Source organism: Kitasatospora sp. NBC_01300 (assembly GCF_041435235.1).
Taxonomy (GTDB): domain Bacteria; phylum Actinomycetota; class Actinomycetes; order Streptomycetales; family Streptomycetaceae; genus Kitasatospora.
In genome coordinates this window covers 6,610,473-6,625,504 of sequence record NZ_CP108408.1, presented here as the reverse complement: position 1 = coordinate 6,625,504, position 15,032 = coordinate 6,610,473, and the positions used below count along the sequence as shown (strand labels likewise).

Below are 15,032 nucleotides of genomic sequence, written 5' to 3'. Positions count from 1 at the left end.
CACCCCTTCGGCGTGTCCGGTCAGGCGGGGCTCTGCCGGTCGCGGCGGAGCCGCTCGAAGAATCGCAGGTGGTCGATGTCGTCGACGGAGCCGGGGTTGACGGCCTGCTCCAGCGGGGTGCCGGAGAGGATCCGCTTGACCGGGACCTCGATGCGCTTGCCGGTGAGGGTGTGCGGGAGGCCGCGCACCGCGATGACCTCGTCGGGGACGTGACGCGGGGAGAGTTCGGTGCGCAGCGAGGTGCGGATGCGGCCGATCAGCCCCTCGTCGAGCTCGGCGCCGGGGGCGAGGACGACGAACAGCGGCATCCAGTAGCCGCCGTCGGGCTCCTCCAGGCCGATGACCAGGGATTCGGCGATCTCGGGGAGGCGCTCGACGACCTCGTAGATGTCCGAGGAGCCCATCCGGACACCCTGGCGGTTGAGCGTGGAGTCGGAGCGGCCGTGGATGACCACGGTGCCGCGGGAGGTCACGGTGATCCAGTCGCCGTGGCGCCAGACGCCGGGGTACGTGTCGAAGTAGCTGTCGTGGTACCGGGTGCCCTCGGGGTCGTTCCAGAAGCCGGTGGGCATGGACGGGATGGGCTTGGTGACGACGAGTTCGCCGACGGCGTCGGTGTGCGGGTGGCCCTGGACGTCCCAGGACTCGACGGCGGCGCCGAGGCAGGGGGCCTGGATCTCGCCGAGGTGGACGGGCAGGGTGGGGACGCCGCCGACGAAGCAGGAGCAGACGTCGGTGCCGCCGCTGACGGAGGCGAGCCAGACGTCCTCCTTGACCTCCTCGTAGATCCAGCGGAAGCCGTCCGGCGGGAGCGGGGAGCCGGTGGTACCGATGCAGCGGACAGCGGAGAGGTCGAGGTCGCGGCCGGGGTGCAGCTCGGCCTTGCGGCTGGCGATCACGTAGGCGGCGGAGGTGCCGAGGACGGTGGCGCGGGTGCGGGCGGCGACCGACCAGAGGGCGCCGGTGTCGGGGTGGCCGGGGCTGCCGTCGTAGGTGACGATCGTGGCCCCGACCAGGAGGCCGGCCAGCAGGAAGTTCCACATCATCCAGCCGGTGGAGGTGTACCAGAGGAAGCGGTCCCGGGGGCCGAGGTCGAGGTGGAGGCCTGCCTGCTTGAGGTGTTCGAGCAGGATGCCGCCCTGGCTCTGGACGATGGCCTTGGGCAGGCCGGTGGTGCCGGAGGAGTAGAGCACCCAGAGCGGGTGGTCGAAGGGGACGGCCTCGTAGACCGGCTCGACGTCGTCGGCGACCAGGTCGTCCCAGTGCAGGGCGCCCTCGGGGGCGGGGGCGCCGAGCAGCGGGACGTGGACGACGGTGCGCAGGGTGGGGAGTTCGCGGCGCAGTTCGGCGACGACCTCGGTGCGGTCGTGGTCCTTGCCGCCGTAGTGGTAGCCGTCGACGGCGAAGAGGACGGCGGGTTCGATCTGCTGGAGGCGGTCCAGGACGCTGCGGGCGCCGAAGTCGGGGGCGCAGCTGGTCCAGATCGCGCCGACGGCGGCGGTGGCGAGGAGGGCGACGGCGGCCTGCGGGATGTTGGGCAGGTAGGCGCTGACGCGGTCGCCGGGGCCGATGCCCCGGGCGCGCAGGGCGGCGGCCAACGAGCCGACCTGACGGCGCAGTTCGGACCAGGTGAGGACGGCCGGCTGCTCGGTGGTCTCGTCGAGGTGCAGGACGGCCGGGCGGTCGGCGTTGGCCGGGTCCTCGGCGGCGCGCAGGGCGTGCTCGGCGTAGTTGAGGCGGGCGCCGGGGAACCAGCGGGCGCCGGGCATGGCGGGGTCGGCGAGGACGGCCTCGGGGGCCTGGGTGAAGCGGACGTCGAACCACTGGGTGATCGCGGTCCAGAAGCGGTCGAGGTCGGCGGTGGACCAGGCGTGCAGGTCGGCGTAGCGCTGGGCGGCCTGCTGGTCGTCGGCGGCCGGGGCGAGCGGGGCGGCCGGGGCGCCGTGGTGTTCGGCGGCCCAGGCCTGGAAGGCCACCAGGCTGGTGGCTGCGGCGCGAGCGGGGTTGGGGCGCCAGAGCGGTTGGTCCTGGGGTGGGGTGCTCACGGTGGTGGTCTCCCGGCCGGTGGTGGGGACGGGAGTGCTTGTGGCAGGCCCGTCCGGTTGGGCTGTCGGTGCAGACCATGCCATGCGATCGGCCGCTGCGCCAGGGTCCGCCCGGTGGGTGCCGGGCCGGTCAGCGGCCGGAGATCCCGCCGCTGGACTCACCGTTGAACTCGCCGCCGAACCAGGAGCGGGAGACCCGGGTGTGGAAGGGGAAGGCGAGCGGGGTGTCGGGGGCGGCGAGCTGCCAGCCGTCGGTCTCGTCGGTGGGGCGCGAGGGCGGGAGGTCGGCGAGCGGTCGGGCCGGGAGCAGGCCGAAGAGGCAGAGAAAGCCTCCCCTGGCGTCGGAGTCGGTGGCGACCAGGGTGATGTCGGCGGCGTCGGCCAGGATGCCGGTCTCCTCGCACAGTTCGCGCACGCACGCCTGCTGCCAGCTCTCGCCGTAGTCCACGTAGCCGCCGGGGAAGGCGAGTTGGCCGTAGCCGGGCTCGATGGTGCGGCGGATGACGACGAGGGTGGGGTCGGCGTCGGGGCGGGTGACCGGGAGGAGGGTGACCACGACGGGCAGCGGGTTGCGGTAGCTGATCTCGGCGCAGCCGGGGCAGGTGCGGGGCCAGCGGTCGGTGCCGGCCGGGTAGGGCGTGCCGCAGAAGTGGCAGTGGGAGAAGGGCTGGTTGACCGCGCGTGTCGGGTCGTCAGTGGTCATGGCCGGATGGTAGCCGGGTGTGCGCGGCGACCGTCAGCGGAGCTCGCCGTCGCGGGCGGGGCGGAGCAGGGCGGGGTGCAGGAGGCTGGCGTCGCCGGCGTGGTAGGTGCGGGCCCGGGGGCCGCCGCGGGCGCCGCCGCGGGCGGTGGTGGCGCCGGTGCTCTCGACGAAGCCGGGGACGGAGAGGACCTTGCGGTGGAAGTTGCCGGGGTGGAGCTTCTCGTCCCAGACGGCCTCGTAGACGGCGCGCAGGTCGGGGATGGTGAAGTCGTAGGGCAGGAAGGCGGTGGCGAGCGGGCTGTACTCGAGTTTGGCGCGGACGCGGTCGAGGCCGTCGGCGAGGATGCGCGCGTGGTCGAAGGCGAGCGTGCGGGAGGACTGGCCGGTGGGCCCGCCGACACCACCCCCGTGGGTGTCGGCGGGCGCACCGGCGGCTCGAGGTCGGCCGCAGGGCCGTATGCCCAGGTCGAGGTCGGCGACGGGGTGCCAGGTGGCGGCCGCGGCGTCCGTGCCGGCCTGCGGGTCGGGCAGGTCGGGAGCGAAGGCGAGGTAGGCGACGGAGACGACGTGCATGCGCGGATCGCGCTCGGGGGCGCCGTAGGTGCCGAGCTGTTCGAGGTGGACGCGGCAGAGCGCGGCCTCGACCTCGGAGCCGCCGAGCAGACCGGTCTCCTCGGCGAGTTCGCGGGCGGCGGCCTCGTCCAGGCTCTCCTCTCCGGCGCGCAGGAAGCCGCCGGGCAGGGCCCAGCAGCCCTGGTAGGGCGGGGCGCCGCGCTGGACGAGCAGGACGTGCAGGCCGCCGTGGCGCAAGGTCAGGGCGACCACGTCGACGGTGACGGCGATCGGGGCGTAGGCGCGCGGGTCGTAGGCGGCGAGCCACTCCTGCTCGCTCGCGGGCGTGGTCGGGGGCGGGGTGGACGGGTCGTCCGCTTCCATCACCGGCTCCTCTCCGCGCTCGCCGCCGTACGGGGTGCTGTCGTTCTCCGGCTGAGCACAACGTAGCGATTCCGTTCCCCGGCGGCAAATGGTTTTCCGGGTCGGCGGGGATGCCCGGCTTCTAGGCTGTGACCAGGAACGACCGCGCCCGAGGAGGCCCCATGCCCACTGCTCCCCCGCCGGACTTCGCCGCGGCGCTGGCGGCCGGTCCGCTGGTGCTGGACGGCGGGATGTCGAACCAGCTGGCGGCGGCCGGGCACGAGCTCCTCGACGAGCTGTGGTCGGCGCGGCTGCTGGCGGACGCGCCGGAGGCGGTGGTGGCGGCGCACCGGGCGTACTTCGCGGCCGGGGCGGACGTCGCCATCACGGCGAGTTACCAGGCGAGCTTCGAGGGCTTCGCCCGGCGCGGGACGGGCCGGGCCGAGGCCGCGCGGCTGCTGGCGCGCAGCGTGGAGCTGGCCCGGGAGGCGGCGCGGGCCGAGCCGGGCGGGCGGCGGCGCTGGGTGGCGGCGTCAGTGGGGCCGTACGGGGCGGTGCTGGCGGACGGTTCGGAGTACCGGGGCCGGTACGGGCTGAGCACCGCGGAGCTGGTGGCCTTCCACCGGCCGCGGCTGGAGGCACTGGCGGCGGCCGGGCCGGACGTGCTGGCGCTGGAGACGGTGCCGGACGCGGACGAGGCGCGGGCGCTGCTGGAGCTGGTGCGCGACCTGGGCGTGCCGGCCTGGCTGTCGTTCAGCGTGGCGGGCGACCGGACCAGGGCGGGCCAGCCGCTGGCGGAGGCGTTCGCCCTGGCGGCCGGGGTGGACGAGGTGCTGGCGGTGGGCGTGAACTGCTGCACCCCGCAGGACGCGGACCGGGCGGTGGCGCTGGCGGCCGAGGTGACCGGCAAGCCGGTGGTGGTGTACCCGAACAGCGGGGAGGAGTGGGACGCCGCGCGCCGGGACTGGCGCGGCGAGCCGACGTTCCGCTCGGCGCGGGTGGGAGGCTGGCTGGCGGACGGCGCACGGCTGGTGGGCGGCTGCTGCCGGGTGGGGCCGGACGGGATCGCCGCGCTGGCGGCGGAGGTCGCGGTGCGGCGGGGGCTCTCGGGCGGCGTCGAGGAGTGAGGGACCTCGGCGGCTGAGGGCCGTCCGGGGGTGAGCGGCGCGGCGGGTAGGCGGGTCGGCGGGCGGCGGAGGTTAACAAACGGCCGAGCGCGGGTTACCGAGGGGGAAGGTGCACGGACCGGCGACGGCCTGGCAGACTCGTCCCGTTACCACTGCGGTCGACAATGTCGACCGCCTGTCAGCGCGGAGGTCCCCATGCCCGGCCCGATCCAGTCGCTCTCCCGGGCCGCCGCGATCTTGCGCCTGCTGGCCGGCGGTGAGCGCCGCCTGGGCCTGTCCGAGGTCGCGACGTCGCTGGACCTCGCCAAGGGCACCGCGCACGGCATCCTGCGCACGCTCCAGCAGGAGGGGTTCGTCGAGCAGGACGCGGAGAGCGGCAAGTACCAGCTGGGCGCCGAACTGCTGCGGCTGGGGCAGAGCTACCTGGACGTGCACGAGCTGCGGGCGCGGGCGCTGGTCTGGGCGGACGACCTGGCCCGGGCGGCCGGCGAGACCGTCTACCTGGGCGTGCTGCACCAGCAGGGCGTGCTGGTCGTGCACCACGTCTTCCGGCCGGACGACACCCGGCAGGTGCTGGAGGTCGGCTCGATGCAGCCGCTGCACAGCACCGCGCTGGGCAAGGTGCTGGTGGCCTACGACCCCGTCGCGCGCGGCGAGTTGGGCGACGGGCCGTACGAGTCGTACACCCTGCGGACGCTGACCGAGGCGGCCGACGTGGACGCCGAGTGCGCGCTGATCCGCGAGCGCGGCTGGACGGACTCGATCGAGGAGACCTGGGAGGGCGTGGCCTCGATCGGCGCGCTGATCCAGGACCGGCGGCGCAACCCGGTGGGCGCGGTGTGCATCAGCGGCCCGGTGGAGCGGGTCTGCGAGGACGGCTTCGTGAAGCCGTCGCTGGTGGCCTCGGTGCGCAGCGCGGCGCGGGCGATCTCCCGCGATCTGGGCGCCGGGCGCTTCTGAAATCCGAGGCCGCACCGGCGGCCACATCGTCACGCTGAGGCGCGGACGGGCATCGGCCTGTCCGCGCCTTGGCGTTTTGCCCTGGTTTGGCCCGCTCCGCTGGGTAACTTCGGGGGAAGGGTCACAGCTCCGTAACCCTGCCTTGACGTGAGGGCAACCAGGGGAGGAAGCTTCCGCATAACGGTCGACATTGTCGAACGATGGCCGGGAAGATCAATCCCCCGATGCGCTCACCCGCACAACGATCGGCCGGCCGCCCCCACCCACACCTCCGGGCCATATGGACAAGGGAGTCTTTGTGTCCGCGTTCTCCAACGGCGACGTCTTCGTCGGCGAAACCCTCGGCACCGCCGCCCTGATACTTCTCGGTGGCGGCGTCTGCGCCGCCGTGACCCTCAAGAAGTCGAAGGCCCTCAACGCCGGCTGGCTGGCGATCACCTTCGGCTGGGGCTTCGCGGTCCTGATCGCCGCGTACATCTCGGCTCCGAAGTCCGGCGCCCACCTCAACCCGGCCGTCACCGTCGCGCTCGCCATCAAGAGCGGGGACTGGAGCCAGGTGCCGCTCTACCTCGGCTCCCAGCTCATCGGCGCGATGATCGGCGCCGTACTGGTGTGGCTCACCTACCTCGGCCAGTTCCAGGCCAACGAGGAGCCCACCCTCGGCATCTTCTCGACCGGGCCCGAGATCCGGAACCCGGTCCAGAACGTCGTCACCGAGGTCATCGGCACCTTCATCCTCTGCATGGCGATCCTCACCCTCGGCAAGAACGACGGTCTGGCCGCCGGCGGCCTCAGCACCCTGATCGTGGCCCTCACGGTCGTCGGCATCGGCCTCTCGCTGGGCGGCCCCACCGGCTACGCGATCAACCCGGTCCGCGACCTCGGCCCGCGCATCGTGCACTCGCTGCTGCCCATCCCGAACAAGGGCGGCTCCGACTGGTCGTACGCCTGGGTGCCGGTCGTCGGCCCGCTGATCGGCGGCGCACTGGCCGGCGGTCTGTACAACGCGATGTTCTGACGGACCGGGTTCGAACCCGCCGAGCACGGGGACCGACCACTGTGTCGGGCCCACCCACCCCGTAACCCCCGAATCCTGAGCCGAGGACCCTCTGATGACCTCCACTGGCAACTACATCGCCGCGATCGACCAGGGCACCACCTCCAGCCGTTGCATCATCTTCGGCGCCGACGGCCGGATCGTCGCCGTCGACCAGCAGGAGCACCGGCAGATCTTCCCGCAGCCCGGCTACGTCGAGCACGACGCCGCCGAGATCTGGACCCGGGTGCAGTCGGTCGTCCGCGGCGCGCTGGAGAAGGCCGGCCTGACCAAGGACGACATCCGCGCGATCGGCATCACCAACCAGCGCGAGACCACCGTCCTGTGGGACAAGAACACCGGCGAGCCGGTCCACAACGCGCTGGTGTGGCAGGACACCCGCACCGAGGGCCTCTGCCGCGAGCTCGGCCGCAACGTCGGCCAGGACCGCTTCCGCCGCGAGACCGGCCTCCCGCTCGCCAGCTACTTCGCCGGCCCGAAGATCCGCTGGCTGCTGGACAACGTCGAGGGCCTGCGCGAGCGCGCCGAGGCCGGCGAGATCCTGTTCGGCACCATGGACACCTGGGTGATCTGGAACCTCACCGGCGGTGTCAACGGCGGCAAGCACGTCACCGACGTCACCAACGCCAGCCGCACCATGCTGATGAACCTCAAGTCGCTCGCCTGGGACGAGAGCATCGCCGAGTCGATGGGCGTGCCGATGGCCGTCCTCCCGGAGATCCGCTCCTCCGCCGAGGTCTACGGCGAGGCCGTCGGCGACCTGGCCGGCGTCCCGGTCGCCTCCGCGCTCGGCGACCAGCAGGCCGCGCTGTTCGGCCAGACCTGCTTCGACGAGGGCGAGGCCAAGTCCACCTACGGCACCGGCACCTTCCTGCTGCTCAACACCGGCGAGAAGATCGTCAACTCGTACCACGGCCTGCTGACCACCGTCGGCTACCGGATCGGCGACCAGGCCCCGGTCTACGCCCTGGAAGGCTCGATCGCCGTCACCGGCTCGCTCGTCCAGTGGCTGCGCGACCAGCTCGGCATCATCTCCACCGCCGCCGAGATCGAGACCCTCGCCAACACCGTCGAGGACAACGGCGGCGCCTACTTCGTCCCGGCCTTCTCCGGCCTGTTCGCCCCGTACTGGCGCTCCGACGCCCGCGGCGTGATCGCCGGCCTGACCCGGTACGTCACCAAGGGCCACCTGGCCCGGGCCGTCCTGGAGGCCACCGCCTGGCAGACCCGCGAGGTCGTCGACGCCATGCAGAAGGACTCCGGCGTCGAGCTCACCGCCCTCAAGGTCGACGGCGGCATGACCAGCAACAACCTGCTCATGCAGAACATCGCCGACGTCCTGGACGCCCCGGTCGAGCGCCCGTACGTGGCCGAGACCACCGCCCTCGGCGCCGCCTACGCCGCCGGACTCGCCGTCGGCTTCTGGACCGACCTCGACACCCTGCGCGCCAACTGGCACCGCGCCGCCGAATGGACCCCGCGCATGGACGAAGCCACTCGGGAGCGCGAGTACAAGAAGTGGCTCAAGGCCGTGGAGCGCACCATGGGCTGGGTGGAGGAAGAAGAGACCGACTGACCGACAAGCCGGTCGGGGCCCCGAGCCCCGACCGGCCGCCCGCCGTTCCGGCAGCGGGTGTCACCGCGTTTCACCGGCCCGCCGCACCGGGCCGACCGGCCTCTCAGCAGAGGCCGCACCGCACACGAGAGGAGTAACGGCGCCGCCTGACCCGCGCGCCGTACACAACCACCATGGCAACCATCCCGACCCTGGGCGCCGAGCGCACCGCCGGCCGCACCGCCTCCCGCGCCGAGACCCGTGAGCTGCTCGGCAAGGCCACCTACGACCTGCTGGTGATCGGGGGCGGCATCCTCGGCACGGCCGTCGCCTGGACCGCCTCCCAGGCCGGACTCAAGGTCGCCATGGTCGACGGCGGCGACTTCGCCGGCGCCACCTCCAGCGCCTCCTCCAAGCTCGTCCACGGCGGTCTGCGCTACCTGCAGACCGGCGCGGTCAAGCTCGTCGCCGAGAACCACAAGGAACGCCGCGCGCTCGCCACCGACGTCGCGCCGCACCTGGTCAACCCGCTGACCTTCTTCGTGCCGGTCTACAAGGGCGGCCCGCACAGCGCGCCCAAGCTCGGCGCCGGCGTCTTCCTGTACTCCGCGCTGTCCGCCTTCCGCGACGGCATGGGCCGGGTCTCCACCGCCGCGCACGCCGCCCAGCAGGTGCCCGCGCTGCGCACCGAGGGCCTGCGCTCGGTGGCCGTCTACGGCGACCACCAGATGAACGACTCGCGCGTCGCCGTGATGACCGTGCGCGCCGCCGTCGACGCCGGCGCCGTGGTGCTCAACCACGCCGAGGTCACCGGCCTGCGCTTCACCGCCGGCCGGGTCACCGGCGCCGAGCTGCGCGACCGCCTCGACGGCACCGAGTTCGGCATCGACGCCCGCCTGGTGCTCAACGCCACCGGCCCGTGGGTGGACCACCTGCGCAAGATGGAGGACGCCGGCGCCGCGCCGTCGATCCGCCTCTCCAAGGGCGCGCACGTCGTCGTCAAGCGCCGCTCGCCGTGGCGCGCCGCGCTGACCATTCCGATCGACAAGTACCGCGTCTCCTTCGCCATCCCGTGGGAGGACCACGTCCTGCTCGGCACCACCGACGAGGAGTACACCGGCGACCCGAAGGACGTCCGGGCCACCGAGGCGGACATCGACCAGATCATGGGCGAGGCCGCGCACGCCATCCGCGACGAGCACCTCGACCGCGACCTGATCACCTACTCCTTCGCCGGCCTGCGGGTGCTGCCCGGCGGCCCGGGCGACACCGCCGCCGCCAAGCGCGAGACGGTCGTCACCGAGGGCAAGGGCGGCATGCTGTCGGTCGCCGGCGGCAAGTGGACCACCTACCGCCACATCGGCCGCACCGTGCTGGAGAAGCTGGCGCACGTGCCCGGCACCAGCCTCGGCGAGGACATGTCCCCGATCGCGGCGACCGTGCCGCTGCCGGGCGTCGGCGCGCCGAACGCCGTCGCGCACCGGCTGCTGATCGACCGCGACCCGGGCTCCCGGATGGAGCCGCTGGTGGCCAAGCACCTGGCCAGCCACTACGGCACGCTGTCCTTCGAGATCGCCCGCATGATCGACGAGAACCCGGAGCTGGGCCGGCCGATCCACGAGGACGGCCCGGACGTCTGGGCGCAGGTCGCCTACGCGGCCGACAGCGAGTGGGCGTACACGGCGGACGACGTGCTGCGGCGCCGCACCACGATGACCGTGCGCGGGCTGGACACGCCGGAGATCCGGGACGAGGTCGAGGCCTTCCTCGCGAAGCGCGGAACCAAGTAGGCACAGCCTCGCGAAGCGCGGAACCAAGTAGGCACAGCCTCGCGAAGCGCGGAACCAAGTAGGCACAGCCAGCTGAGGGCAGCCGAGTAGGCAGAGTCTCGCGAAGGGCGGGCACCCGGGTTCTCCGGGTGCCCGCCCTTCGCGCATGATTCTCCCTGATGATGATCTTGTCTGGATTTCGGACCGCCCGCCGCGCCACAGGCCTGGCCGCGGCGGGCCTCGCGGTCGTGCTGCTCACCGGGTGCTCCGGCGGGGCCGCGGAGGCCGAGCTGGCGTACAAGGCCGACTACGCCGCCCACCCGCACCTGCGGGTGACGGGGTACCCGTCCACCGGCACGCTCGGCGTGGTCCAGCAGGTGGTGTGGCGGCTCGCCGAAGGGGCCGAGGGGCGGCTGGCGGAGCTCGGCGTCTCGGACGGCATGAGCGCCTCGGACGGCATGGACGGCGCGGCCGCTTCGGCGGCCTGGGTCCGCGAGTTCGGGCGGGGCGCCCAAGGGGCGGTCACGGCCGACTTCCAGGACGACCCGGCCGAGCGCCAGACCGTGGTGCTGACCTTCCACGACACCGGGCAGGTGAAGGAGCTCGTGCTCCGGCCCGGCGGCCGGGACGGCGGCGACGGTTGTCGGGTCGTGCTGCGCTGAGCCTCGGATGTCGGGCACGCCCGAGGGGCGGCACCCGTACGGGTGCCGCCCCTCGGCGGATGTCGGCGGCGGGCGCCGTCCGGTCTAGATGATCAGGCTGAGCGGCATGATCAGGGCGATGGCGACGACCGAGATCACCGTCTCCATCACCGACCAGGACTTCAGCGTCTGCCCGACGCTCATCCCGAAGTACTCCTTCACCAGCCAGAAGCCGGCGTCGTTGACGTGCGACAGGAAGAGCGAGCCGGCGCCGATCGCCAGGACCAGCAGGGCCGCGTGGGTGGAGGACATGTCGGCGGCGAGCGGGGCGACGATCCCGGCGGCGGTGATGGTGGCGACCGTCGCCGAGCCGGTGGCCAGGCGGATCAGCACCGCGATCAGCCAGCCGAGCAGCAGCGCCGAGATGTGCCACTTGCCGGACCACTCGCTCACCGCGTTGCCGACGCCCACGTCGATCAGGGTCTGCTTGAAGCCGCCGCCGGCGCCGACGATGAACACGATGCCGGCGATCGGGCCGAGCGACTTGCCGACGGTGTCGGAGATCCGGGCCTTGTCGAAGCCGGCCGCCTTGCCGAGGGTCAGCATGCCGAGCAGGGTCGCGGCGAGCAGCGCGATCAGCGGCGAGCCGATGAAGTCGAAGACCCGCTGGGCCATCGCCTTCGGGTTGTCGACCACCACGTCGGTCAGGGCCTTGCCGAGCATCAGCACGACCGGCAGCAGGATCGTCGCCAGCACCGCGCCGAAGGACGGCGTGTGCTCGGGCTTGGTGGTCTCCTCGGGCGCGGTGGCCTTCGGGATCTCCAGCGGGCCGACCCAGCGCTCGGCCAGGCGGGAGAACAGCGGGCCGGCCACGATCAGGGTGGGCACGGCGATCAGCAGGCCGAGCGCCAGGGTGATGCCGAGGTCCGCCTTCAGGGCGTCGACGGCGACCAGCGGGCCCGGGTGCGGGGGCACCAGGCCGTGCAGCACGGACAGGCCGGCCAGCGCGGGGATGCCGATCCGCATCAGCGGCACGTTGCCGCGGCGGGCGACCAGCAGCACGATCGGGATCAGCAGGACGACGCCGACCTCGAAGAACAGCGGCAGGCCGAGGACGGCGGCGATCAGCGCCATCGCCCAGGGCAGCGCCTTGTTGCCCGACCGGGCCAGCACGGTGTCCGCGATGATGTTGGCGCCGCCGGAGTCGGCGAGCAGCTTGCCGAGCATCGCGCCCAGCCCGATCAGCAGGCCGACGCCGGCCACGGTGGAGCCGAAGCCCGTGGAGAAGCTGTTGAGCAGCTTGTCGAACGGGGCGCCCGCGACGGCGGCCAGCAGGCCGGAGCCGAGTGTGAGGGCGAGGAAGGGGTGCAGCTTCAGCTTGGTGATCAGGAGGACGATCACACCGATGCTGAGCAGGACCGCGATCAGCAGCTGGGAGTCGCTGCTGGTGTGCGGCAGGGCCGGTGGGGCGGCCGCGAGCAGAGTGGGGGCAATACTCACGCGAGGTCTCCATTGACCGGCCGCAGCAGCGCCACGGCCATCTCGACGAGTTCTTCGGGGGACGGACCGACGTCCAGGACGGCGCCGCGCTCGTGCGCGCCCAGGGGTTCCAGGGCGGCGTACTGCGAGTCGAGCAGCGACGACGGCATGAAGTGGCCGGTGCGGTGGGCGAGCCGGTCCTCGACCAGCTCGTGACCGCCGCTGAGGTGCAGGAAGTAGGCACCCGGGCACGCCGCGCGCAGGGTGTCGCGGTAGCGGTGCTTCAGCGCCGAGCAGGTGACCACGCCGCCGGTGCCGTCCTCGGCCCGCTCCTTGAGCCAGGCGCCGAGGGCGCGCAGCCAGGGGGCGCGGTCCTCGTCGTCCAGCGGGATGCCGGCCGACATCTTGGCGATGTTGGCCGCCGGGTGGAAGTCGTCCGCCTCCGCGTAGGGGAGGTCGAGGCGTTCGGCCAGCAGGCGGGCCAGGGTGGTCTTGCCGACACCGGAGACGCCCATCACCACGATGGTGAGAGGGCCCGCCGGTGTCACTGCCGGGAGGTCGTGGTTCTCGACGCTGAGAGCCATGGGTGGTGCTCCTTCGTTGCCTGGCCGCCACTATCGCCTCAAAGATATGACGTATTCAAGTGGCGGAAACCAAATCGTCATACTTTTGGGCTGTGGGGTAGATCGCAGGGCGGGACGTGCGGCGCGGGACCCGGTACGCGCCGGTGGTGGCGGCGGGGTGGGCGTCTACGCTGGGCGGATGGAGATCCAGGGGCTGCCCGGTCGGCTGCTTGACGAGCTCGGGCCGGCGATCGCGTCGGGGGAGATTCCCGAGGGCGCGGTGCTGCGCGGCGAGGAGCTGGAGGAGCGGTTCGGGGTGTCCCGGACGGTCGTCCGGGAGGCGGTGCGGATCCTGGAGGGGATGCGCCTGGTGGCGTCCCGGCGGCGGGTCGGGATCACCGTGCAGCCCAGGTCGCTCTGGGACGTCTTCGACCCGCTGGTGATCCGCTGGCGGCTGGCCGGCGCGGACCGCTCGGCCCAGCTGCGCTCGCTCGGCTCGCTGCGGGTGGCCGTCGAGCCGGCCGCGGCCGCGCTCGCCGCGGTGCACGCGAGCGACGACGACCGGCGCCAACTCGGCTCGCTGGCCGTGGAGTTGACCGTCTCGGCGCGGGCCGCCGACCTCACCACCTTCCTCCAGCACGACATCGACTTCCACGCCACCGTGCTGCGCGCCTCCGGCAACGAGATGTTCGCCCACCTCGGCGACACCGTGGGGGCGGTGCTCACCGGGCGGACCGAGTACCATCTGATGCCCCATCAGCCGGAGCCGTACGCGATCCGGCTGCACCGCGAAGTCGCCGACGCGATCTGCGCGGGGGACGCCGTCCAGGCCGAGCAGGCCATGCGGACGATCGTGGCGGGCGCCCTGGAGGAGCTCAACCAGCAGTTGGGCTGACCTCCCCCGGCGGCGGGCCGCCCGCTGCGGGCTGCCCGGATCACGCGCTTTGACGGCAGTTCGGTGGATTCGGACGCATAGTCCTGGTTCGACGGGGCAGAGTGAGGCGAGGGGGCGCGTTTCGCGTGCGCCCGTCCCGTGTCCGCCGCCGAGTCCGCGCCTGGGGGTCGATCGATGTCCGTGCCACGCCGCCGTCGCCGCCTGCCCGACGAGGTGCGCGCCGCCGCCGTCCGGGCGGTGCTCTGCCTGTCCTTCACGCTGGTCGGCGTGGTCGTCGCCACGCTCGCCTCGTACGCGGACAGTTGGCTGATGACACCGGCGCTGATGGCGATGGGGCTCGGGGTGTTCGGCACGATGTGGTGCCTGCTGGAGATCCTGATCTCGCGCCAGGTCGCCGCCCAGCGGCAGCGCGCGCCCGGCTCCGCGCACCCGATGGCGGGCAGCCGGGCGCCCGACCCGCTGGCCGCCCGGCCGCTCCCCCGCCCCGGCGGGCCGCAGCGGCAGCCGCGGCTGCCGGCCGCGTAGGACACCCGCGGCCGGCGCCGCCATCAGTCCTCCGGGACGGCCCGGTAGTGGGTGGTGAGCCGGCCCGTGTCGTCCAGGACGTGGAAGGCGAGCATCGGCGGCTGGGTGAAGGAGATGCCGGGCCCGCCCTCGCAGGGCAGCGTGACGGTGGAGACCACACCCGGGGCGACCAGCAGGGGCAGCCCGGCGAAGGTGGTGGCGGCGCCGGTGTGGGAGTGGCCGCAGAGCAGGCCGGCCACCCGGGGGTGCCGGGCCAGCACCGCGCCGAGCGCCTCCTCGCCGAACTGGCGGATCGGGTCGACCTTCGGCAGGTGCAGGACGGCCGGCGGGTGGTGGAAGGCCACCAGCGCGGGCAGGTCGGCGCGGCCGGCCGCCAGTTCGGCGTCCAGCCAGGCCAGCGTCTCCTCGTCCAGCAGGCCGTCGTCGCGGCCCGGGATCGAGGAGTCCAGCATCAGCACGTCGGCGCCGGGCAGTCGGTGCAGCCGGTTGACCGGGCCGTCCGCGGGGGCCTCGCCGAGCAGCACCTCCCGGTAGGGCGCCCGGCGGTCGTGGTTGCCGGGGCAGATGAGCACCGGGTACCGGGAGTCCAGCACCTTGGCCACCTGCTCGTACTCGGCGGCCAGGCCGTGGTCGGCGAGGTCCCCGGTGACGAGCACGGCGTCCAGCGGGCCGGGCAGGGCGTCGAGGTACGCCATCACCTGCCCGGCCCGCCGCAGGGCGCGACCGCCGCCGTCCCGGCTGTGCTCCTGCCCGAGGTGGATGTCACTGAAGTGCGCGATCGTCAGCATGCGCGCCACG

Annotated in this window: 14 protein-coding genes; 8 read left to right on the top strand and 6 right to left on the bottom strand. The window is 73.2% G+C overall.

Annotation, left to right across the window (positions count from 1 at the left end):
• Positions 1–20 precede the first annotated feature (20 nt).
• The 3 genes from OG556_RS28955 to OG556_RS28945 are packed head-to-tail and all read right to left on the bottom strand — an operon-like array spanning position 21 to position 3,684.
• Positions 21–2,129, bottom strand: coding sequence for an acetoacetate--CoA ligase (locus OG556_RS28955; protein ID WP_371521253.1), 2,109 nt, complete (start codon positions 2,127–2,129; stop codon positions 21–23).
• Positions 2,130–2,175: 46 nt separating this feature from the next.
• Positions 2,176–2,748 carry an NUDIX domain-containing protein gene (locus OG556_RS28950; protein WP_371521252.1) on the bottom strand — a complete coding sequence of 191 codons (573 nt, stop codon included), beginning with the start codon at positions 2,746–2,748 and terminating at the stop codon, positions 2,176–2,178.
• Between the two features lie 33 nt (positions 2,749–2,781).
• Positions 2,782–3,684: an NUDIX domain-containing protein gene (locus tag OG556_RS28945; protein ID WP_371521249.1), complete on the bottom strand. Its 903-nt coding sequence runs from the start codon at positions 3,682–3,684 to the stop codon at positions 2,782–2,784.
• Positions 3,685–3,845: 161 nt separating this feature from the next.
• On the opposite strand from OG556_RS28945, the gene mmuM reads away from it, so the two are divergent.
• From mmuM to OG556_RS28915, 6 genes are all read left to right on the top strand, one after another.
• On the top strand, positions 3,846–4,790 hold the full coding sequence (gene mmuM / locus OG556_RS28940) for a homocysteine S-methyltransferase (protein WP_371521246.1): 945 nt from the start codon (positions 3,846–3,848) through the stop codon (positions 4,788–4,790).
• A 195-nt stretch (positions 4,791–4,985) separates the two neighbouring features.
• Positions 4,986–5,750 carry an IclR family transcriptional regulator gene (locus tag OG556_RS28935; RefSeq protein WP_371521243.1) on the top strand — a complete coding sequence of 255 codons (765 nt, stop codon included), beginning with the start codon at positions 4,986–4,988 and terminating at the stop codon, positions 5,748–5,750.
• 280 nt (positions 5,751–6,030) lie between these two features.
• Positions 6,031–6,768, top strand: coding sequence for an MIP/aquaporin family protein (locus tag OG556_RS28930; RefSeq protein ID WP_371521240.1), 738 nt, complete (start codon positions 6,031–6,033; stop codon positions 6,766–6,768).
• Positions 6,769–6,862: 94 nt separating this feature from the next.
• Positions 6,863–8,383 carry a glycerol kinase GlpK gene (gene glpK, locus OG556_RS28925; protein WP_371521237.1) on the top strand — a complete coding sequence of 507 codons (1,521 nt, stop codon included), beginning with the start codon at positions 6,863–6,865 and terminating at the stop codon, positions 8,381–8,383.
• Positions 8,384–8,556: 173 nt separating this feature from the next.
• Entirely contained in the window at positions 8,557–10,152 is a 1,596-nt protein-coding gene (locus tag OG556_RS28920) for an FAD-dependent oxidoreductase (protein WP_371521234.1), read from the top strand.
• 158 nt (positions 10,153–10,310) lie between these two features.
• Positions 10,311–10,793 carry a hypothetical protein gene (locus OG556_RS28915; RefSeq protein ID WP_371521233.1) on the top strand — a complete coding sequence of 161 codons (483 nt, stop codon included), beginning with the start codon at positions 10,311–10,313 and terminating at the stop codon, positions 10,791–10,793.
• Positions 10,794–10,877: 84 nt separating this feature from the next.
• On the opposite strand, the gene OG556_RS28910 is transcribed toward OG556_RS28915, so the two are convergent.
• Both OG556_RS28910 and OG556_RS28905 read right to left on the bottom strand, forming a co-directional pair.
• The gene (locus tag OG556_RS28910) at positions 10,878–12,266 is read right to left on the bottom strand and encodes a gluconate:H+ symporter (protein ID WP_363624848.1); all 1,389 of its coding nucleotides are present in this window, start codon (positions 12,264–12,266) and stop codon (positions 10,878–10,880) included.
• A 2-nt stretch (positions 12,267–12,268) separates the two neighbouring features.
• A complete protein-coding gene (locus OG556_RS28905; protein ID WP_371521230.1) occupies positions 12,269–12,835 on the bottom strand; it encodes a gluconokinase in 567 nt (188 codons plus the stop codon).
• Between the two features lie 178 nt (positions 12,836–13,013).
• Between OG556_RS28905 and OG556_RS28900 the strand changes: the two genes are divergently transcribed.
• A complete protein-coding gene (locus OG556_RS28900; protein WP_371521227.1) occupies positions 13,014–13,709 on the top strand; it encodes a FadR/GntR family transcriptional regulator in 696 nt (231 codons plus the stop codon).
• Positions 13,710–13,883: 174 nt separating this feature from the next.
• Positions 13,884–14,234 carry a hypothetical protein gene (locus OG556_RS28895; protein ID WP_350884255.1) on the top strand — a complete coding sequence of 117 codons (351 nt, stop codon included), beginning with the start codon at positions 13,884–13,886 and terminating at the stop codon, positions 14,232–14,234.
• Between the two features lie 23 nt (positions 14,235–14,257).
• Here the strand turns inward: OG556_RS28895 and OG556_RS28890 are convergent, their stop codons facing one another.
• Positions 14,258–15,022, bottom strand: coding sequence for a metallophosphoesterase (locus tag OG556_RS28890; RefSeq protein ID WP_371521225.1), 765 nt, complete (start codon positions 15,020–15,022; stop codon positions 14,258–14,260).
• Between the last annotated feature and the right edge of the window lie 10 nt (positions 15,023–15,032).

Coding starts and splice junctions, on each gene's coding strand:
- OG556_RS28955 (WP_371521253.1), bottom strand. CDS start 2,129: ATGGCATGGTCTGCACCGACAGCCCAACCGGACGGGCCTGCCACAAGC.
- OG556_RS28950 (WP_371521252.1), bottom strand. CDS start 2,748: ATGACCACTGACGACCCGACACGCGCGGTCAACCAGCCCTTCTCCCAC.
- OG556_RS28945 (WP_371521249.1), bottom strand. CDS start 3,684: ATGGAAGCGGACGACCCGTCCACCCCGCCCCCGACCACGCCCGCGAGC.
- mmuM (WP_371521246.1), top strand. CDS start 3,846: ATGCCCACTGCTCCCCCGCCGGACTTCGCCGCGGCGCTGGCGGCCGGT.
- OG556_RS28935 (WP_371521243.1), top strand. CDS start 4,986: ATGCCCGGCCCGATCCAGTCGCTCTCCCGGGCCGCCGCGATCTTGCGC.
- OG556_RS28930 (WP_371521240.1), top strand. CDS start 6,031: ATGGACAAGGGAGTCTTTGTGTCCGCGTTCTCCAACGGCGACGTCTTC.
- glpK (WP_371521237.1), top strand. CDS start 6,863: ATGACCTCCACTGGCAACTACATCGCCGCGATCGACCAGGGCACCACC.
- OG556_RS28920 (WP_371521234.1), top strand. CDS start 8,557: ATGGCAACCATCCCGACCCTGGGCGCCGAGCGCACCGCCGGCCGCACC.
- OG556_RS28915 (WP_371521233.1), top strand. CDS start 10,311: ATGATGATCTTGTCTGGATTTCGGACCGCCCGCCGCGCCACAGGCCTG.
- OG556_RS28905 (WP_371521230.1), bottom strand. CDS start 12,835: ATGGCTCTCAGCGTCGAGAACCACGACCTCCCGGCAGTGACACCGGCG.
- OG556_RS28900 (WP_371521227.1), top strand. CDS start 13,014: ATGGAGATCCAGGGGCTGCCCGGTCGGCTGCTTGACGAGCTCGGGCCG.
- OG556_RS28895 (WP_350884255.1), top strand. CDS start 13,884: ATGTCCGTGCCACGCCGCCGTCGCCGCCTGCCCGACGAGGTGCGCGCC.
- OG556_RS28890 (WP_371521225.1), bottom strand. CDS start 15,022: ATGCTGACGATCGCGCACTTCAGTGACATCCACCTCGGGCAGGAGCAC.